The sequence below is a fragment of the Pseudomonas sp. BS3782 TE3695 genome, assembly GCF_050435305.1.
Lineage (GTDB): Bacteria > Pseudomonadota > Gammaproteobacteria > Pseudomonadales > Pseudomonadaceae > Aquipseudomonas.
The window spans coordinates 1,923,209-1,943,435 of record NZ_JBNDKB010000001.1 but is presented as its reverse complement, the minus strand read 5'-3'; the positions used below and the strand labels follow the sequence as shown (position 1 = coordinate 1,943,435).

18 protein-coding genes are annotated in these 20,227 nt (G+C 59.1%); 10 read left to right on the top strand and 8 right to left on the bottom strand.

Annotated features, from left to right (window positions below; genetic code table 11):
- Nucleotides 1-113 precede the first annotated feature (113 nt).
- Nucleotides 114-1,430: a CynX/NimT family MFS transporter gene (locus ABH909_RS08875; RefSeq protein ID WP_429432301.1), complete on the bottom strand. Its 1,317-nt coding sequence runs from the start codon at nt 1,428-1,430 to the stop codon at nt 114-116.
- Entirely contained in the window at nt 1,420-2,079 is a 660-nt protein-coding gene (locus tag ABH909_RS08870; protein WP_429432298.1) for a FadR/GntR family transcriptional regulator, read from the bottom strand. Before ABH909_RS08870 ends, ABH909_RS08875 begins: the two co-directional genes overlap by 11 nt.
- A 222-nt stretch (nt 2,080-2,301) precedes the next feature.
- Here ABH909_RS08870 and ABH909_RS08865 point away from each other — a divergent pair, with 222 nt between their 5' ends.
- Entirely contained in the window at nt 2,302-3,981 is a 1,680-nt protein-coding gene (locus tag ABH909_RS08865) for a S8 family peptidase (protein ID WP_429432295.1), read from the top strand.
- Nucleotides 3,982-4,043: 62 nt separating this feature from the next.
- Here the strand turns inward: ABH909_RS08865 and ABH909_RS08860 are convergent, their stop codons facing one another.
- The 4 genes from ABH909_RS08860 to ABH909_RS08845 form a co-directional block, all read right to left on the bottom strand.
- Nucleotides 4,044-4,808, bottom strand: a complete 765-nt coding sequence (locus ABH909_RS08860) for an amino acid ABC transporter ATP-binding protein (protein ID WP_008053474.1) — start codon at nt 4,806-4,808, stop codon at nt 4,044-4,046.
- A gap of 11 nt (nt 4,809-4,819) precedes the next feature.
- The gene (locus ABH909_RS08855) at nt 4,820-5,917 is read right to left on the bottom strand and encodes an amino acid ABC transporter permease (protein ID WP_429432291.1); all 1,098 of its coding nucleotides are present in this window, start codon (nt 5,915-5,917) and stop codon (nt 4,820-4,822) included.
- Nucleotides 5,918-5,927: 10 nt separating this feature from the next.
- Entirely contained in the window at nt 5,928-7,109 is a 1,182-nt protein-coding gene (locus tag ABH909_RS08850) for an amino acid ABC transporter permease (protein WP_429432288.1), read from the bottom strand.
- Nucleotides 7,110-7,174: 65 nt separating this feature from the next.
- Nucleotides 7,175-8,206: an amino acid ABC transporter substrate-binding protein gene (locus ABH909_RS08845; protein ID WP_429432285.1), complete on the bottom strand. Its 1,032-nt coding sequence runs from the start codon at nt 8,204-8,206 to the stop codon at nt 7,175-7,177.
- 469 nt (nt 8,207-8,675) lie between these two features.
- Here ABH909_RS08845 and ABH909_RS08840 point away from each other — a divergent pair, with 469 nt between their 5' ends.
- The 5 genes from ABH909_RS08840 to ABH909_RS08820 all read left to right on the top strand — a co-directional run bounded on the left by ABH909_RS08840 (nt 8,676) and on the right by ABH909_RS08820 (nt 14,013).
- Nucleotides 8,676-9,332 (top strand): alpha/beta hydrolase, encoded by a 657-nt coding sequence (locus ABH909_RS08840; RefSeq protein ID WP_429432282.1) that lies wholly within the window; start codon nt 8,676-8,678, stop codon nt 9,330-9,332.
- A gap of 85 nt (nt 9,333-9,417) precedes the next feature.
- Entirely contained in the window at nt 9,418-10,905 is a 1,488-nt protein-coding gene (gene rhlB / locus ABH909_RS08835) for an ATP-dependent RNA helicase RhlB (protein ID WP_429432279.1), read from the top strand.
- Between the two features lie 137 nt (nt 10,906-11,042).
- The gene (locus ABH909_RS08830) at nt 11,043-11,990 is read left to right on the top strand and encodes an ornithine cyclodeaminase family protein (protein WP_429432276.1); all 948 of its coding nucleotides are present in this window, start codon (nt 11,043-11,045) and stop codon (nt 11,988-11,990) included.
- Between the two features lie 154 nt (nt 11,991-12,144).
- A complete protein-coding gene (locus ABH909_RS08825; RefSeq protein WP_429432273.1) occupies nt 12,145-13,272 on the top strand; it encodes an NAD(P)/FAD-dependent oxidoreductase in 1,128 nt (375 codons plus the stop codon).
- A gap of 99 nt (nt 13,273-13,371) precedes the next feature.
- Nucleotides 13,372-14,013: a helix-turn-helix transcriptional regulator gene (locus ABH909_RS08820; RefSeq protein WP_429432270.1), complete on the top strand. Its 642-nt coding sequence runs from the start codon at nt 13,372-13,374 to the stop codon at nt 14,011-14,013.
- 124 nt (nt 14,014-14,137) lie between these two features.
- Here ABH909_RS08820 and ABH909_RS08815 read toward each other — a convergent pair whose 3' ends face one another.
- Together ABH909_RS08815 and hmpA are read right to left on the bottom strand one after the other, a co-directional pair.
- Nucleotides 14,138-14,914 (bottom strand): ABC transporter substrate-binding protein, encoded by a 777-nt coding sequence (locus ABH909_RS08815; RefSeq protein ID WP_429432267.1) that lies wholly within the window; start codon nt 14,912-14,914, stop codon nt 14,138-14,140.
- Between the two features lie 239 nt (nt 14,915-15,153).
- On the bottom strand, nt 15,154-16,335 hold the full coding sequence (gene hmpA / locus ABH909_RS08810) for an NO-inducible flavohemoprotein (protein ID WP_429432264.1): 1,182 nt from the start codon (nt 16,333-16,335) through the stop codon (nt 15,154-15,156).
- Nucleotides 16,336-16,482: 147 nt separating this feature from the next.
- Between hmpA and norR the strand changes: the two genes are divergently transcribed.
- From norR to ABH909_RS08790, 4 genes are all read left to right on the top strand, one after another.
- A complete protein-coding gene (gene norR / locus ABH909_RS08805; protein ID WP_429432261.1) occupies nt 16,483-18,036 on the top strand; it encodes a nitric oxide reductase transcriptional regulator NorR in 1,554 nt (517 codons plus the stop codon).
- 273 nt (nt 18,037-18,309) lie between these two features.
- The gene (locus tag ABH909_RS08800; RefSeq protein ID WP_429429514.1) at nt 18,310-19,212 is read left to right on the top strand and encodes a chemotaxis protein CheV; all 903 of its coding nucleotides are present in this window, start codon (nt 18,310-18,312) and stop codon (nt 19,210-19,212) included.
- Nucleotides 19,213-19,239: 27 nt separating this feature from the next.
- Nucleotides 19,240-19,698, top strand: coding sequence for a GNAT family N-acetyltransferase (locus ABH909_RS08795; RefSeq protein ID WP_429439795.1), 459 nt, complete (start codon nt 19,240-19,242; stop codon nt 19,696-19,698).
- A gap of 177 nt (nt 19,699-19,875) precedes the next feature.
- Nucleotides 19,876-20,202, top strand: a complete 327-nt coding sequence (locus ABH909_RS08790; protein WP_429432258.1) for a hypothetical protein — start codon at nt 19,876-19,878, stop codon at nt 20,200-20,202.
- Nucleotides 20,203-20,227 lie beyond the last annotated feature (25 nt).

Sequence of the window (20,227 nt, the reverse complement as noted above, 5' to 3'; positions counted from 1 at the left end):
GCAGGCTCTCTGGAATCGCAAAGTAGCTTGGAAAGATAGCCTGCAACGATAGTCAACAACTGCGCGGAACACTATCGGCATTCGCGGGCCGAATACCGACAGTGCGCAGAACGTCAGACTTTCTCGCTTTGAACCTGAACGTACAACGAACGCCCGGCACCGAGGCCGGCGATGATCGCGCCGAGGCCGATAACGCCGAAGATCCAGCCCACGGCGCTCCAGCCGCCGGTCCAGTCATGCACCACGCCGACCGCGAACGGCCCCATGGAGGCCAGGGTGTAACCGAACCCCTGGGCCATGCTCGACAGGTTGGCCGCGACATGGGCATCCCGCGAACGCAGCACGATCAGGGTCAACGCCAGGCTGAACGTGGCGCCCTGCCCCAACCCCAGCAGGATCGCCCAGCCCCACAGGCCATCGATTGGTGCATAGAGGCAACCGAACAAACCGCCGAGGGTCATTGCCATGACAATCACAATCGCCGGCCGCTGATCCTTGCCGCGTGTCGCCAACCAAGGTGCCGCGAGCGAGCTGATCAACTGGACAATCACCGAACCCGACAACACCAGACCGGCCTGGGTTGGCGTCAAACCGCGACCGATCAGAATCGACGGCAGCCAGCCAAACACGATGTAGGCCAAAGACGATTGCAGGCCCATATAAAACGTTACTTGCCAGGCCAGCGGATCACGCAACAGCCCTCGAACCCGATAGGCAACATGGTGCGCGCCGTGTTTCTGACCGACTTGCGGCAACCAGAAAATCGCCGCGACTAATGCTGGAACTACCCAGAAGCCGAGGCCCAAGGCCCAGTTTTTGTCGAAATGTTCGCTCAACGGCACAGTCGCGCCCGCCGCCATCGCCGCGCCCAGGCACAGGGCCATGGTGTAGACGCCGGTCATGGTGCCGGCTTGTTTCGGGAAATCGCGTTTGACAATGCCAGGCAGCAGCACACCGATCACCCCGATGCTGGCACCGGCCAGCACGCTACCGGCGAACAGGCCGACCTCGCCGAACGAACTGCGCAATATGATCCCGCCGGCCAGCATCAGAAGAATCCCCAACACCACCCGTTCGGCACCAAAACGTCGCGCCAGCACTGGCGCCAAGGGGGCGAACAGACCGAGGCAAAGTACCGGCAAGGTCGTCAGCAACCCGGCCTGGGCAGCCGATAGGCCCAAGGTCTTCGAGATCTCGCTGAGCATCGGCGCCATGCTCGACAGCGCCGGACGCAGGTTCAGCGCCACCAGAATCAGGCCGAGCAACAACAGCCATGGCCGCTGAAGAATCGGGTGAGTTTGCTGAACCTGTTCGTCATCGGCCTCGGCGTCGATCAACAGCTCTTCGAGCTCCGCCGTACGCTTGCGCTCAATGATGCGGCTGTTGCTGGCCTGCTGGCTGGACATGGGGTTCTCGGTTTCAAGGTTCATTGATCAACTGCCTCGACAGGGCTTTGGCCCGTTCCGGGTCACGCTGCTCGACGGCCTCGAGCAGTTCGACATGAAGGTCGAACACCGCTTGGCGTCGAGGGGAGATGTTCAGGGTCTGGCGCAAGTGCGCGCCGACGATGCTGGAGAAGTAGCGATACAGCTCGCTGAGTGTCGGGTTGTGTGCCGCATCCACCAGACGGCGATGGAACAGCAGGTCGCAGGCGATGTAGGTGTCGAGATCGCCGTGGTAGTGACTGCCGCTGACGTTTAGCGCTTCGCGCAATGCCACCAGGTCTTCATCGGTGCGACGTAATGCAGCCAGGCCAATGGCTTCGACTTCCAGAATGTGCCGGGTTTCCCGAGCCTGTTCCTGAGTGCAACGGGACAGCGCCTTCATGGTATCCAGCGGATCAATCACCGCCCGCAGATAACTGCCGTCGCCCTGGCGAATCTCGATCAACCCGGAAAACGCCAACACGCGCATGGCTTCGCGCACGGTATTGCGACTGATGCCCAATTCGGCGGACAGCTCGGGTTCGGTAGGTAAACGCTGGCCGACCGTCCAGATGCCTTGGTTAATGCGCAGGCGTAACTGATCCAGCGCCTGATCGACCAGGGATCGTTTAATCAACGGAGAAATGTCTGACATGGAATTCGCCCTTTCATCCAATCATAGGATGAATTTTTTTGACATATTAGTCAGCTTTTAGCAACCAGACAACCCTCCGCTCATCTACACAAGCCAACAGCGACAAAGCGTAAAGCCTACGAATTGAATCGCATAATCCCTTTATATGCAGAGAGCTTTCCCACGTAGCCGACAAGAATCTACCGACATCCCTCGCAGGCAAGGGACTTCAGACTCCGGACATTGATCCGCGGGCGTTTTCGCTCGTCACTTGTCCAAAGGGAAATTGAAAAATTCATGGTAGAAGTAAATTTCGGCAGACAGCACAGCCGCCCACTTGTCCTGGAGAAAAATCGGCAACTGCTGGCCGTACGCAGTCACGCAGGAGAACAGCTGGCACAGGCTTTGTGTTGCGAAACGGCCTACTCGGCGCTGGGGGGCAGCGAACTGTTGTTGCATGTCGAGGACGCCGATGTCCAGGTGTTCAAACTGCCGCAGGATTCGGACGCTTCACGATGCAAGGCATTGCTGCGCGGATTGTCGGACGTACGTTTCGTCGGCAGCGTGCTAGTGGATCCTCACACTCAAGAGCCCGTTCTCTACACCGAGAACATTTTTCTGAAGTTTATTGATTCCCTCTCCGCCACGCAGTGCCTGGCCATACTCGATGAGCTGGGCTTGCGGATCAAACAACAGGTGCCCTACGCGCTAAATGCCTTCTTCGTTCATCACCCGGACGTCCAGGGAGCCAATGTGTGCGCACTGACTTGTGAATGGCTCAAACGAGATGACATCGAGTACTGCCACCCGGAAATGCTTCGCCAAGGGAAACGTCGGGCGATACACGCCAATCAATGGCACCTGAAGAAAACTACTGTGACCTATCAGGTTGAAATCGACGCCAGCGCCAACGTCGAAGCCGCCCATGACCTCGCGCTGGGGGAAGGTATTGTAATTGCAGTCATCGATGATGCCTTTGATATCGACCATCCCGAGTTCGCGGGAGAAGGCAAAGTCATCGCAGCGCAAAACTTTGATCGGCGTAACGCCAAGCAAGGCCCGCGCCCGAAAAATGCTCTTGAACGCCACGGCACTGCCGCCGCCGGTGTCGCTTGTGCCAATGGTGAAGCGGGAGCCAGCGGCGTTGCCCCCCGAGCCAGTCTGATGCCGTTGAAACTCACCAAACCCTTGGGCGCGCGTGCGGAAGCCGACGCTTTTTTCTGGGCCGCCGATCAGGGCGCCGACATTATTTCCTGCAGCTGGGGGCCGGCCGAAGGCCATTGGGCCGATCCCACCGACCCTCGTCACACGAATGTGTTCCCGCTAGCCGCCAGCACCCGACTTGCCATCGAATACGCGGCAACCAAGGGCCGTAATGGAAAAGGCTGCCTCATATTCTTTGGAGCCGGCAATGGTAACGAGAGTGTGGATAACGATGGTTATTCCAGCCATCCCATGGTGATTGCTGTCGGCGCCTGCAATGACCAGAGCCGCCGCAGTGCCTACAGCGACTTTGGCAAGGCACTCTGGTGCTGCTTTCCCAGCGGGGACCAATCGCACCCGGATCCGAAGTTCATGCCCGCCACTTCAATCGTGCAAACCCGCGGAATTCGCACGACGGATCTGAGCGGCAAGTTCGGCGATTCGGCCAGAGACGCCTACACCGAGTTTTTTAGCGGAACCTCCAGCGCCTGCCCTGGTGCGGCTGGTGTCGCAGCTCTGGTGCTTGGCATCAACCCGACGCTGGATCGCGAAACTGTTCGACAAATCCTCGCCGATTGTTGCGACAAAATCGGGCATGCCGACGACGGGCCGCTCGGCCAATATGACCTCAACGGCCATAGCCATTACTACGGCCATGGACGCCTCAATGCACTTCGCGCAGTGCGCCTTGCACTGGAAAGACGAGAGGCAAAAGAATAAATCACCCTATAAAAAAAGCCCCGCTGTCTGCGGGGCTTTTAGTAACGCTATCGCTCAACCAATCAATGCAGAATCTGGCTCAAGAAAAGCTTCGTCCGCTCGTTCTGCGGGTTGTCGAAGAAGTCGTTCGGCGCAGCCTGTTCGACGATTTCACCTTTGTCCATGAAGATCACGCGATTGGCCACGGTACGGGCGAAGCCCATTTCGTGGGTCACGCAGAGCATGGTCATGCCGTCTTCGGCCAGGCCGATCATGGTGTCCAGAACCTCTTTCACCATCTCGGGGTCGAGTGCCGAAGTTGGTTCGTCGAAGAGCATGATTTTCGGTTTCATGCACAAAGCACGGGCAATCGCCACACGCTGTTGCTGACCGCCAGACAGTTGCCCCGGGTATTTATGCGCCTGCTCTGGAATGCGTACGCGCTCCAGGTAATGCATGGCGATTTCTTCGGCCTTGCGCTTGGGCATCTTGCGTACCCACATCGGCGCCAGCGTGCAGTTCTGCAGGATGGTCAGGTGCGGAAACAGGTTGAAGTGCTGGAACACCATGCCGACTTCACGGCGGATCGCTTCGATCTGCTTGAGGTCGTTGGTCAACTCCACGCCATCGACCACAATGCGGCCCTGCTGGTGTTCTTCCAGACGGTTGAGGCAACGGATGGTGGTGGATTTGCCGGAACCCGACGGGCCGCACAAGACGATACGCTCGCCCTGCTTGACGTTCAGGTTGATGTCTTTCAACACGTGGAACTGGCCGTACCACTTGTTCACGCCCTGCATCTGAATAATGCCTTCAGGGCTCACAGGCTGTTTGATCGCTTCACTCATAAACTACGCTCCTAACGCTTGTGGCCAGTGTCCAGCTTACGTTCCAAATGCATGGAGTAGCGGGACATACCAAAACAGAAAATCCAGAACACCAGGGCCGCGAACACATAGCCTTCAGTGGCCATGCCCAGCCATTTCGGGTCGGCGGCGGCTTGCTTGACGCTGTTGAGCAGATCGAACAGACCGATGATGATCACCAGGCTCGTGTCCTTGAACAGCGCAATAAAGGTATTGACGATGCCAGGAATCACCAGCTTCAGGGCTTGCGGCAGAATCACCAGGCCCATGCTGCGCCAGTAGCCGAGGCCCATCGCTGCCGCCGCTTCGTACTGACCTTTGGGGATCGCTTGCAGACCGCCACGCACCACTTCAGCGATGTAGGCTGACTGGAACAGGATCACACCGATCAGCGCGCGCAGCAGTTTGTCGAAGTTCATGCCTTCGGGCAGGAACAACGGCAACATCACCGACGACATGAACAGCACCGTAATCAATGGCACGCCGCGCCAGAATTCGATGAAGGTCACGCAGACCACGCGAATCGCCGGCATGTTCGAACGACGGCCCAGAGCCAGAACGATACCCAGCGGCAATGCGCCGACGATACCGACGGTGGCGATCACCAGAGTCAGCATCAGGCCGCCCCATTGGCTGGTCGCCACTTCGGTCAGACCGAACCATCCACCGTGCAACAAGACGTAGGAAATGATCGGATAGAGCACCAGAAAGCTCAGGCCGTAGATTGCCTTGTGTGGAACGCGTGCGACGAACAACGGCGCCACGCCAATCACCGCCAGCCACACGGTCAGATCGACGCGCCAGCGCAGTTCTGTCGGATAGTAACCATACATGAACTGGCCAAAGCGCTGCTGGATGAACACCCAGCAGGCGCCCTCCTTGGTGCAATCGGCGCGGGTGGTACCGACCCAGTTGGCATCGAGAATCGCCCAGCTCACGATAGGCGGAACTATCAGGTAAATCAGATAGAACGCGAACAGCGTCAGCAGGGTGTTGATCCAGCTGGAGAACATGTGCGCCCGCATCCACGCCACGACACCGATGCTGCTGCTCGGTGGTGGCATATCGGGTTTGAAAGTATGAGTCGTCATGCGCTTTTCCTTACCGCTCGATCAGCGCAATGCGCTTGTTGTACCAGTTCATCAGCAGGGAAATGCTGATACTGATCGCCAGGTACACGCTCATGGTGATGGCAATGACTTCGATCGCCTGCCCGGTCTGGTTCAGCACCGTACCGGCAAACAACGACACCATCTCCGGATAACCGATACCGGCCGCCAGCGAGGAGTTTTTCGCCAGGTTCAGGTATTGGCTGGTCAGCGGTGGAATGATCACGCGCAGGGCTTGCGGGATGATCACCTTGCGCAGGGTCGGACCGTTGCGCAATCCCAACGAGTGGGCCGCTTCGGTCTGGCCGTGACTGACCGACTTGATGCCCGAACGCACGATTTCAGCGATGAACGCCGCGGTGTACACCGTCAAGGCCAGGGTCAGCGCCAGCAGTTCCGGGATCAGCACCCAGCCACCGACGAAGTTGAAGCCCTTGAGCTCCGGCATTTCCCAGTGCAGTGGCGCGCCGAAGATCAAGGCACACAGCGCAGGGATCACCAGGAACAGCGCCAGGCCTACCCAGAATTTGTGGAACGGTACGCCGGTCGCTTCGAAGCGCTTGGTCGCCCAGCGGCTCATCAGCACGATGGCCACGATGGCCACGACGATGCTCGCCACAAACGGCCAGAAACCGTCCGCCGCCAACGCTGCGGGCATGTTCAGGCCGCGGCTGCTGACGAAGAAGGTGTCGCCGAAGTTATGGCTGTTGCGTGGCCCCGGCATGGTCAGGAACACGGCGAAGTACCAGAACAGGATTTGCAGCAGCGGCGGAATGTTACGGAAAACCTCTACGTACACCGTCGCCAGCTTGGCAATGATCCAGTTCTTCGACAGCCGTGCCACACCGACGATGAAACCGAGGATCGTCGCCAGGATCACACCGATAAAGGTGACCAGCAGGGTGTTGAGCAAGCCGATGACGAACACACGGGCATAGCTGTCCGATTCGGTGTAGTCGATCAGGTGCTGAGCGATGCCGAAACCGGCACTGCGTTCAAGAAAGTCGAAACCCGAGGTAATGCCCCGGTGCTGAAGGTTGGTTTGCGTGTTGTCGAACAGGTACCAACCCATCCCGACCACGGCGACAACCGTGATGATCTGAAACAGCCACGCACGCACTCGTGGATCGCTGAGGCTGAGCCTCTGCTTAGGTGCGCCGATTGAATTTTGCATGAAGTGCCCCGCAAAGAATGGAACAGAACATCACCCGGTGGTTGGCCCACCGGGTGATAGAACCATCAGCGCACTGGTGGTGCGTATTGAATGCCGCCAGCGTTCCACAGCGCGTTCAGGCCGCGGTCGATTTGCAGCGGAGTATCCTTGCCGAGGTTGCGCTCGAACATCTCGCCGTAGTTGCCGACTTGCTTGACGATCTGCACGACCCAGTCTTTCGGCAGTTTCAGGTCTTTACCGTATTCACCGTCAGCGCCCAGCATACGAGCGACGTCAGGGTTCTTGGTGGACTTGGCTTCGGCTTCGACGTTCTTCGAAGTCACGCCTGCTTCTTCAGCATTGAGCAGGGCGTAGCCAGTCCAACGCACGATGGCCAGCCACTCGTCGTCGCCGTTACGCACGACCGGGCCCAGCGGCTCCTTGGAAATGGTTTCTGGCAGAACCACGTAGTCCTTCGGCGAAGCCAGCTTGCTGCGCTGGGCGAATAGCTGGGACTTGTCGGAGGTCAGCACGTCGCAACGACCGGATTCCAGCGACTTGGCGCTTTCATCGGAGGTGTCGAAAGTGATCGGGGTGTATTTCAGGCCATTGGCGCGGAAGTAGTCGGAGACGTTCAGCTCAGTGGTGGTACCGGCCTGGATGCAGATGGTTGCACCGTCCAGCTCCTTGGCACTTTTCACGCCCAGTTTGCTGTTGGCCAGGAAGCCGATGCCGTCGTAGTAGGTGATGAAGCCTGGAAACTTCAGGCCCATGCCCGCATCACGAGAGCTGGTCATGGTGGAGTTGCGCGACAGCACGTCGATTTCGCCGGACTGCAGAGCAGTGAAACGCTCTTTAGCGTTCAACTGGCTGAACTTGACCTTGGTCGCGTCGCCGAATACGGCAGCGGCCACAGCGCGGCAGAAGTCAGCATCGATACCGACGATCTTGCCAGTGGAGTCCGGAACCGAGAAACCCGGCAGACCATCACTTACACCGCACTGTACGAAGCCTTTCTTCTGCACTGCATCCAGGGTTGCACCCGCCTGAGCGAACCCACTGACACCGAGCACTGCGGCTGCAGTCACGATGGCCAGGGTGGATTTCAATAACTTCATTCAAACCTCCAGTTTTGCTCTTGTTGTGTCGGAGCTTGAGCCCTGTCGCACCCTTATGAGGCGTTGTTGACCCATGTTGGCTTTTTTTAGGGTCAACCGACGCAGGACCGTCGCTATGAGTCTTGCAGGAGAAAATCCGCGTTCTGGATAACCCCCTTCTCACCAATCGGCCGAACGGGCGGTAGCCCTTTCACGTTCGCGGAGCCCGTAGCGGCCATTGGCGAACATCCATCACCGGATTCTTTGCTATCCCACGACCAGCCGTACACTGATAGTGTTACCGCAAGGCATGAGATTGGTTGCACAGCTTTCCCCATAGCAAAGCCCGTACCAGACCGCTCGCTAAAGCGATTCAGTGATAGGTCAATAGCAAAACTTGTAGCCTTGCGACATCTTCTTAACTGATCAACCTGTTGCGCACTCCAACCTCGCACTTAAATGAGAGCGCATGCACACATTTGGAGCACCCATGACCGAGCCCTTGATTCTGCAACCCGAAAAACCCGCAGATGCCTGCGTTATCTGGCTACACGGGCTGGGCGCCGACCGCTACGACTTCCTGCCGGTGGCCGAAGCGCTGCAGGAAAGCTTGCTGACCACGCGCTTCGTTTTGCCCCAGGCACCGACTCGCGCCGTCACTATTAACGGTGGCTACGAAATGCCGAGCTGGTACGACATATTGGCCATGAGCCCGGCGCGCGCGATCAGTCGCGAGCAGCTGGAAGCTTCCGCGCAACGTGTCGTTGATTTGATCGAAGAGCAGAAGGCAAGCGGGATAGACGCCTCGCGGATCTTTCTCGCCGGATTTTCCCAAGGCGGCGCAGTGGTGCTACACGCAGCCTTTTTGAAATGGCAGGGACCGCTGGGTGGCGTACTTGCCCTTTCGACTTATGCCCCGACCTTCAGTGATGAACTCGAGCTTTCCGCCAGCCAGCAACGGATTCCGGTGCTGTCATTGCACGGCCAGTACGATGACGTTGTGCAAAACTCCATGGGCCGGACCGCCTACGAGTATCTAAAGCAACATGGTGTCACCGTGACATGGCAGGAATACCCAATGGGCCACGAAGTGTTACCTGAAGAAATTCGTGACATCGGCGTCTGGCTCGCCGAGCGTTTGCGTTAAAAGCTACCCATTGATCCATCCCACTACGCCGCGCCTGATTCTTGCATTACACTGGCCGGCGTATATTCCTTAACCAATTGATGAGATGACCGTGCTCAAAGCACTCAAGAAAATGTTCGGTAAAAGCGAGACTGAGCAGCTCGCGCCAGTCTCCAGCGCTCCTTCTCATACTCCCAGCCACCGCACCGACGGTAATCAGCCTGGCCGGACCGCAACCGTAGCGGCACCGAAACACGAACCGGTGATCACACCGACCACCCCCGCAGCCGAGCCCATCGCCTCTGAGCAGCCGCGCAGCGAAGCCCCGAAACCGGCTAAACCGCGTCGCGACCCCAAGCCAAAAGCGCCGGTTATTCCCTGGAAACTCGAAGACTTCGTCGTCGAACCCCAGGAAGGCAAAACCCGCTTCCACGATTTCAAACTTGCCCCCGAACTGATGCACGCCATTCAGGACCTGGGCTTTCCGTATTGCACGCCGATCCAGGCGCAGGTGCTTGGCTTCACCCTCGCGGGCAAAGACGCCATCGGTCGCGCCCAGACCGGCACCGGCAAAACCGCCGCCTTCCTGATTTCGATCATCACTCAGCTGCTGCAAACCCCGCCGCCCAAAGAGCGTTACATGGGTGAACCGCGGGCACTGATCATCGCCCCGACCCGCGAACTGGTGGTGCAGATCGCCAAGGACGCAGCCGACCTGACCAAATACACCGGCCTCAACGTCATGACCTTTGTCGGCGGCATGGACTTCGACAAGCAACTCAAGCACCTCGAAGCCCGTCACTGCGACATCCTGGTGGCCACTCCGGGCCGTTTGCTCGATTTCAACCAGCGTGGCGACGTGCACCTGGACATGGTCGAAGTGATGGTACTGGACGAAGCCGACCGGATGCTCGACATGGGTTTCATCCCGCAAGTGCGTCAGATCATTCGCCAGACCCCGCCGAAGAACGAGCGCCAGACGCTGCTGTTCTCCGCGACCTTCACCGATGACGTGATGAACCTCGCCAAGCAATGGACCACTGACCCCTCGATCGTCGAGATCGAAGCGCAGAACGTGGCCAGCGAAAACGTCGAGCAACACATCTACGCGGTGGCCGGAGCCGACAAATACAAACTGCTCTACAACCTGGTCAACGATAACGGCTGGGAGCGGGTGATGGTCTTCGCCAACCGCAAGGACGAAGTGCGGCGCATCGAAGAACGCCTGGTGCGCGATGGCGTCAACGCGGCGCAACTGTCTGGCGACGTGCCGCAGCACAAGCGCATCAAGACCCTCGAAGGTTTCCGCGAAGGCAAGATCCGCGTGCTGGTGGCCACCGATGTGGCCGGTCGAGGTATTCACATCGACGGCATCAGCCACGTGATCAACTTCACCTTGCCGGAAGTCCCGGACGACTACGTGCACCGCATCGGTCGTACCGGCCGTGCCGGCGCGGATGGCGTGTCCATCAGCTTTGCCGGTGAAGATGATTCCTACCAGCTACCGTCCATCGAGGCGTTGCTGGGTCGCAAGATCAGTTGTGAAACGCCACCGACGCATCTGCTGCGGGCGGTTGAGCGCAAGCGCCCGTAACTCGAGCCTTCAGAAAGAGGCGCAGCCGGAAACGGACTGCGCTTTTTTTTCGTCCGGCTTTTTCAACAGCGCTTGATCGAGACAACTAAAAGTCCATAATAGACAAATTAGTTTACTTTCAGCACCCGGAGCCGACCATGCCCAGCACGCCTTACGTGATCACCCAACCTCAAGCCCGCGAACTGCTGGCACACGTTGACGTGCCGCAGATCCTGCGCAAGCTGTTCCGCGACCTGGCCGCCGGGCAAGCCGTGCAGCCGGCGCAACAGTTGGTGGAGTTCCCGAAAGGTGCCGGGGACTTCATCAACTATTTGGGTGTGCTGGCCGAAGATGGCGTGTATGGCGTCAAGACCTCGCCCTACATCGTGCGCGAGCAGGGCCCGCTGGTGACCGCCTGGACGCTGCTGATGTCGATGCAGACCGGCCAGCCGCTGCTGCTTTGCGATGCCGGTGAATTGACCACCGCACGCACCGCCGCGACAACGGCGGTGGCGGTCGACGCCCTCGCCCCGCTGAAGGCACGGCGACTGGCGATTATCGGCAGCGGTGAAGTGGCCCAGGCGCACCTGCACTACGTCAAGGGCCTGCGGGACTGGCAAAGCATCAGCCTCTACTCGCCGAGCCTGAGGGGCAAGAATCCGGAAGCGTTGGCACAGCTCAAAAGTCTCGATCCACGGCTGACCCTTGCCGACAGTTGCGAAACCGCGATTGAAGACGCCGATGTGATCATGCTCTGCACCTCATCCGCCGGCCCGGTGCTCGACCCGTCAATCTTGAGCAAGCCGGCGCTGATCACCTCCATCAGCACCAACGCCCCACGCGCCCATGAGGTGCCGCCACAAAGCCTCAATGACATGCAGGTGTTCTGTGACTATCGTCAGACCACGCCGGACTCGGCCGGCGAGATGCTGATCGCCGGCGAACAGTATGGCTGGGACAAGCGCTCGATTGTCGGCGACCTGCCCGATTTGCTCAGCGAAAAAGTGCAGCGCCCCGACTACGACCGCCCGGTGTTCTTCCGCTCCATCGGCCTGGGCCTGGAAGACATCGCACTGGCCAATGCCCTTTACCAATTACAGCGCTAACACCACAAACCCCTGTAGGAGCTGCCGAAGGCTGCGATCTTTTGATCTTGCCTTTAAAAAGCAAAGTAAAAAGATCGCAGCCTCGTTTCACTCGTCAGCTCCTACAGGGGGAATTCCACCATTTCGGCATTTGCGCCCCCCACAGGAGACGTTCATGAGCCAGGCAGACTTCATCATCATCGGCGGCGGAATTGCCGGCGCTTCCACCGGTTTCTGGCTGTCGCAGCACGGGCGGGTGATTGTGCTCGAACGCGAATCCCATCCGGCCTATCACTCCACCGGACGCTCGGCTGCGCTGTTCACCGCCGCCTACGGTACACCGCAGGTTCGGGCATTGACCCAGGCCAGCCGCGATTTCTTCGACGCGCCACCGCCCGGTTTCTGCGAACACCCATTGCTGACCCCGCGCGGCGAGATGACCGTCGACTTCACCGGCGATCCGGCCGAGTTGAGCAATCAATACCTGAGCGCCAAAGCCACCGTGCCGCAAATGCAATGGCTCAGCGCCGACGAAGCCTGTGCACGCCTGCCGATCCTGCGTCGGGAAAAAGTCCATGGCGCGATCTACGACCCGACCGCCAGCGACATTGATACCGATGCTCTGCATCAGGGCTATCTGCGCGGTATCCGGCGCAATAAAGGTGAAGTGCATACCGACAGCGAAGTGTTGAGCCTGAGCCGGGATGCCGCAGGGATGTGGCAGGTTCAAACCAATACGCAGACCTTTAGCGCTCCGATCGTCATCAATGCCGCCGGTGCCTGGGCCGACAAGATTGGCGAACTGGCCGGCGCCCGACCTCTGGGCGTGCAGCCCAAGCGCCGGGCAGCCTTTATCTTTGCCGGCCCCGAGGGTCTAGATATCCATGACTGGCCAATGCTGGTCAGCCTCGATGAATCCTTCTACATGAAGCCCGACGCCGGCATGTTCCTTGGCTCACCGGCCAATGCCGACCCGGTGGAACCGCACGACGTGCAGCCTGAAGAACTGGACATCGCCATGGGCATTTACCAGATCGAAGAAGCCACCACCCTGACCATCCGCCGCCCGACTCGCACCTGGGCTGGGCTGCGCAGTTTCGTGCGCGACGGCGATTTGCTGTCCGGCTTCGATCAGCAGGTGCCGGGGCTGTTCTGGGTCGCGGCGCAAGGCGGCTACGGCATTCAGACGTCGCCAGCCATGGGCCAGGCGAGCGCGGCACTGGTTCGCGGTGAAGCCTTGCCCGAGCAGCTCACCCGTTTCGGCCTGAACGCCCAGATGCTATCCCCCGCCCGCCTGAGCTGACGCTGATCCTGCCCCCTGAGGTGACGTGTCCACACGATTGCGGCAAACTTCCAGTGCCCCTTTTTAACGGGGCGCTGACGCTGCCTGGAGTTGCACTGTATGAACGCACCTGAAAAAGACTCGGCCCTGGACGCTACGTCCATGGACAACTTTCGCGCGATTGCCGATGCGATCGCCACGTTGTTCTTCCCTCACGCCGAGGTGGTGCTGCACGACCTGCGCACGCAGAAGGTCGATTACATCGCCAACAACCTGTCCAAAAGGGAAATCGGCGACGACTCGTCGCTGGAAGACATGCTCAGCGACGACGTCAGCGAACGAAACATCGGGCCGTACGAAAAGCTCAACTGGGACGGCCAGAAAATTCGCAGTCTCAGCAGCGTGCTGCGCGACAGCGAGGGTCGTCCGCTGGCGGTGCTGTGCATCAATCTGAATATCTCGTTGTTCGAGAACGCGAAAGCGGCGCTGGATTTGTTCCTGTCGCCGACCAAGCTGATCCCGCAACCGGACTCACTGTTTCGCGATGACTGGCAGGAACGGATCAACACCTTTCTGCACGCCTGGCTGCGCGAGCGTCAGTTGAGCCTGAACGTGCTGACCCGCGACCACAAACGCGAACTGGTGCTGGCACTGCACGCCGAAGGCGCCTTCAAAGGTAAAAGTGCCTCCAACTATGTGGCCAATGTGCTGAACATGGGGCGGGCGACGGTGTACAAGCATTTGAAGGAATTGAAGGGTTAGGCCCTGGGATTTTGGCTGCCTGACAGGGCCCCTTCGCGAGCAAGCCCGCTCCCACATTCAATCGCATTTCTTCAGGAAGAACTCGATCAACTGTGGGAGCGGGCTTGCTCGCGAAAGCAACTAATCAGTCGCCGTAGATATCCGACTTGAAATACTTCTGCGAGATCTTTTGGTATTCGCCGCTGGCGCGAATGTCGTCGATCGCCTTGTTCAGGTCCGCCACCAATTGCGTGTTGCCCTTGCGTACTGCAATCCCGGCGCCCTCACCCACATATTTCGGGTCTTTCAATTCCGGCCCGACGAACGCATAACCTTTGCCACGCGGCATTGCCAGGAAGTCATTCAACGGAATAGTGTCGGCAAAAATCGCATCGAGGCGACCGGCGGCCAGGTCCATGTAGATTTCTTCGTTATTGCTGTAGCGCTTGACGTTGATGCCCTTCGGTTCAAAAACTTCGGTGGCGTAACGGTCGGTGGTGGTTGCGCGCTGCACGCCGATATTCTTGCCCTTGAGGCTGGCGTACTGGTCATCCACCACTGCGCCGTCCTTCATCACCAGACGCGATGAAGTGAAGTAATACTTGTGACTGAAATCCACCGATTTCTTGCGGTCTTCATTGATGGTCATCGACGACAGGGCCATGTCGATTTTCTTCACTTTCAGGGAAGGAATCAGACCGTCGAACTCGCCTTCGACCCACTCACACGTGACCTTCATCTGCGCGCACAAGGCATTGCCGATTTCGTAGTCGAAGCCAACTATCTTGCCTTCCTGGGTTTTGGACGCGAACGGCGGATAAGCCGCTTCGATGCCGATGCGCAAGGTTTTCTCGGCGGCAAACACGCTACTGCACGCCAACAGGCTCAGGGCCAGACCGGTGATGAGGGGGAATTTCTTCATATTCGTTCTCTCGCGGGTTGTTGTTGGTTTGGCAAGACAGAAGAAAAAAACTGCAACGGAGCAAACATTTTTTGTACTTGGAATTCCATACTGGACTTTTATGTATTTTCCGTCAATCAGGCAGGCAACCTCATACCTGGCCTCTGGTCGGGTACTAACACGAATACGAAAAAAAGGCCGGGTCGGCGCTTCGCAACAAGCGAAACACCGACCCGGCCTTCAGACATCACCGAAAACAGTTATTCCAGTGCCGCAGCCGGCCCGAAGAATTCGTAACGGCTCTGCTTCTCTGGCACACCCAAGGCCTTGAGGTGACGCTTGATCGCCGCCATGAAGCCTTTAGGCCCCAGGAAGTACGCATCCACGTCACGCTGTTCCGGCAACCACTCGCCGAGTTGCGCCTGGCTCAATAGGCCAACCTTGTCCGCCGCCGGGCTGATGCCATCGTCTTCGGCATAGCAATAAAAACGCTTGAGCTGCGGATGACGCTCGGCCAGCCCGTCGATCCAGTCACGGAAAGCATGCACGCTACCGTTACGCGCGCAGTGGATAAAGTGCACCGGCCGCTCGGTCGCCAGCGCCGCTTCGAGCATCGCCAGCGTCGGGGTGATGCCGACGCCGCCACTGATCAGCACCAGCGGTTTGTCGCTGGCGGTCAGGGTGAAATCCCCCGCTGGCGGGAACAGCTGGATGCTCGCGCCGACGTGCAGTTGATCGTGCAAATGGTTGGAAGCGCGACCCCCGGTTTCGCGTTTGACGCTGATTCGGTACTGCCCCTTATTGGCCAGCGCCGACAGTGAATAGTTACGTCGAATTTCTTCGCCATCGAGGATCAGCTTCATGCCGATGTACTGGCCAGGCTCTGCCGCGAGAATCGGGCCCTTGTCCGCCGGTTCGAAGTAGAACGAGGTGATTTCCGCGCTCTCCTCGACTTTGGCCACCACGATGAATTCCCGCGCACCACGCCAGCCGCCCGGCGCCTGGGCTTTCTGGTCGTAGATGCTGGCTTCGGCGCCGATCAGGATGTCGGCCAATTGACCGTAGGCCGCGCCCCAGACACTCATCACTTCAGGCGTGGCAATCTCTTCGCCCAGCACTTCGGAGATCGCCCGCAACAGGCAGCTGCCCACGATCGGGTAATGCTCCGGGAGGATCTGCAGGGCCACGTGCTTGTTGATGATCTTGGCCACCAGGTCGCCCAATTGATCGAGCTGGTCGATGTGCCGCGCATACATCAATACACCGTTGGCCAGGGCGCGTGGCTGATCGCCGCTTGCCTGGTGGGCCTGGTTGAACAGCGGGCGGACTTCCGGATATTCGGAGAGCATCATGCGATAGAAGTGAGTGATCAACGCTTCGCCGCCGCTTTCCAGCAACGGCACGGTGGACTTGACGATGGCACGGTCTTGAACGCTAAGCATAAGAGCAACCCCTGGGCTTTATATGAATAATCTTTACGTATCAGTTTCCATGCCAACAATTAAAACCTTATAAATCAGTATGTTATAAACACAGTAGTCATATCGACACGCAACGCTTTATAGTCACACCGACTACACGGAGTCATTATGACTGCAAAATTACTGCTCACGACCCTGCTACCCCTGGTCTCCGACCTGTCCCGCGAACTGCCCGAAGGCGAGCGTTACCGACGTTTGCTCGAGGCCATGCGCGCCCTGCTCCCGTGCGACGCCGCGGCCCTGCTGCGACTCGATGGCGAATGGCTGGTGCCGCTGGCGGTGGACGGGTTGAGCACCGACACCCTCGGTCGACGTTTCAAGGTCAGCGAACATCCGCGTTTCGAAGCGCTGCTCAGCAGCCCCGGCCCGACTCGTTTCGCCGCCGACAGTGATTTGCCCGATCCTTATGACGGCCTGGTCGATGGTCTTCACGAACATCTGGAGGTCCACGACTGCATCGGCTGCCCGCTGTTTATCGACGAGCGTCCGTGGGGTTTGCTGACCCTCGACGCGCTCGACCCTGAACGTTTCGAACCGATCGAACTGGATGCCCTGCAAGCCTTCGCCAGCCTCGCCGCCGCCACGGTCAACGCCGCCGAGCGCATCGAACGACTGGCCAATCGCGTCGAGGACGAACATCAGCGCGCCGAGGTTTACCGTCAGGCCAGCGGCCAGCAGAACCGCGAAATGATCGGCCAGAGCAAGACTTACAAACGACTGATGGAAGAGATCAGCCTGGTGGGCGGCAGCGACTTGACGGTGCTGATCACCGGCGAAACCGGGGTCGGCAAAGAGCTGGTGGCCCAGGCCATCCACGCGGCGTCGCCCCGGGCCGACAAACCGATCATCAGCCTCAATTGCGCCGCCCTGCCAGACACGCTGGTGGAGAGTGAATTGTTCGGCCATGTGCGCGGCGCTTTCACTGGCGCAACGAATGATCGGCGCGGCAAGTTCGAGCTGGCCAATGGCGGTACGTTGTTCCTCGATGAAGTGGGCGAACTGTCGCTGACGGTGCAGGCCAAATTGCTGCGAGTGCTGCAGAGCGGGCAATTGCAGCGTCTGGGGTCGGACCAGGAACATCAGGTCGACGTGCGATTGATCGCCGCGACCAACCGCGACCTGGCTGAAGAAGTGCGCAGCGGTCGCTACCGTGCCGATTTCTATCATCGCCTGAGTGTTTACCCGCTGCTGGTGCCTGCCCTGAGGGATCGCGGTCGGGATGTGCTGTTGCTCAGTGGCTTCTTCCTGGAACAGAACCGCTCACGCATGGGCCTCAACAGCCTACGCCTGACCAGCGATGCGCAAGCGGCCTTGTTGGCGTATGCCTGGCCGGGGAACGTGCGGGAGCTGGAGCATTTGATTGGTCGCAGTGCGCTGAAGGCGTTGGGTAACTGCAAACAACGGCCAAAGATTCTCAGTTTGAGTGCGGCGGATCTGGACTTGCCCAACGCCAGCATTGAACCGGCGCCAGAACCGCTGGTTGCGGCACCGGCGGCGGCATTGATTGCAGGGGATTTGCGTGAGGCCACCGAGCATTATCAGCGCCAACTGATCAGCGCTTGCCTGGAACGGCACCAGAACAACTGGGCCAGTGCGGCGCGGGAGCTGGGTCTGGATCGGGCGAACCTTGGGCGGATGGCCAAGCGGTTGGGTATGAAATAGTCTCACCTGGATAACGTCGTATCCTTGTGGCGAGGGAGCTTGCTCCCGTTGGAGTGCGTAGCGCTCCCGCTTTTTCCAGAGTAAAACCTCATTGCTGGTTTCACGACCGCTTCGCGGCCGAACGGGAGCAAGCTCCCTCGCCACAGGGGTTCACTGTTTGGGCGGCAATGGGGATTACTCCTAAAGCCTACCCCTAACAAGTCGATAACCCGGCATCGATAGCTGTTGGCGATCTTCACAATCGCCCATCACCTTTTTCCACAGAAGGTTTTTATGTCTTCCAACAAAGCCCGCGCAGATTCACTTTCGCTTCTGCTGTTTACCTTGCGCAGCGGCAAGCTGATGGCGATCAACCTGCTGAAAGTCAGCGAAATTATCCCTTGCCCGCCGCTGACCAGGCTGCCGGAGTCGCACCCCCACGTCAAAGGTATCGCCACTCTGCGCGGCGCATCGCTGTCGGTGATCGACCTGAGCCGCGCCATCGGCGAGCGACCGCTGGAAGATCCGAACGGTGGCTGCCTGATCGTCACCGACGTCAGCCGCTCCAAGCAAGGCCTGCACGTTCAGGCGGTGAGCAAGATCGTCCATTGCCTGACCACCGACATCCGGCCACCGCCCTTCGGCTCCGGTGGCGTGCGCTCATACATCACTGGCGTGACCTCGGTCGACGGCACTTTGGTGCAGGTGCTGGACATCGAAAAGGTCATTCACGGCATCGCTCCGGCGCAGATCGAAACGGCCCCGACCGAACTGAGCATGGAAGACGCCGAAGTCCTCGGCAACGCGCGAATCCTGGTGGTCGATGACAGCCAGGTCGCCCTGCAACAATCGGTACACACCCTGCGCAACTTAGGCCTGCAATGCCACACCGCTCGCAGCGCCAGGGAGGCCATCGACTGCCTGCTGGATCTGCAAGGCACCGCCCAGCAAATCAACCTGATCGTCTCCGATATCGAAATGTCGGAAATGGACGGTTATGCCCTCACCCGCACATTGCGCGAAACCCCGGACTTCTCGCACCTCTATGTATTGCTGCACACCTCGTTGGATAGCGCGATGAACAGTGAGAAAGCTCGACTGGCCGGGGCCAACGCAGTACTGACCAAATTCTCCTCGCCGGAACTGACCAAATGCCTGATCGCGGCGGCCAAGGCCGTCGCCGAACAAGGTCATTGAGTGGTGGCCGAGACCTTTTGTTTTCTGATGCGGCGCAACCTCGCTGAGGATGTGCCGCCTTTCACTTGGCCAAATGGCATTGAGTTGACCCAGTACCGTCCCGAACTCGCTGAAGCCGTTCATCACTTGATGGAACTGGGCTATCGGGAAGGTAGCGGTCGCGTACCGGCGCTGGAAGTCTGGCAACAGCGTTTCGAAACCGATCCCGAATACGATCCGTCCCTGTGCGTCATCGCGTTTGATGTCAAAGGAATCGTCGGCGTCGCCCAGTGCTGGACCAGTGCCTACATCAAGAGCCTGGTGGTGCATCCGCGCGCCCAAGGCCTCGGACTTGGCCGTGCGCTGCTACTAAATGCCTTCAAAGTGTTTCAGCAACGCCGCGAAGGCTTTGTGGATCTGAAGGTGCTGGAAAACAACCTCCGGGCCCAGCGCTTGTATGAAAGTGCCGGGATGTATGTGGTCCGCCGGGAGCCCGTGCCTGTCTGACACACCGCTTTCGCGAGCAAGCCCGCTCCCACAGTTGATTTGTGTCATACACCGAATGTGTGAACGACGAGGAACCACTGTGGGAGCGGGCTTGCTCGCGAAGAGGCCGGCACAACCAACATCGATCCATCAGGCATACTCCGACCTCGGCCACAACACGCCAAGGATGCCCAAATCATGAAAGCCGCCACCCTGACCTTTCTCTGCCTCACCGCCCTCACCTCCCAAGCCCATGCCTCCAGCCCCGACGCCTGGGCCAGCTACGACAAAGCCGTGCTCGTCAGTTGCACCAAAACCAGCGGCCTGAAAAACGTCAAACCCGTCGGCAACGCCGCGCAGTTCGATGACCGGGTCGGTTATACCGCGCTCCTGCTGCAAGGCCAGTACCCGCAAAAACACATGAAAGGCCAGCAAGGCACCGAGCTGTGCCTCTACAACAAGAAAAGCAAAACCGCCTACGTCACCGAGTGGGACTCCATCCGCCCAACAGCAAAAGCGCAGTGACTGGCGCATAACTTGCTTCGGCACA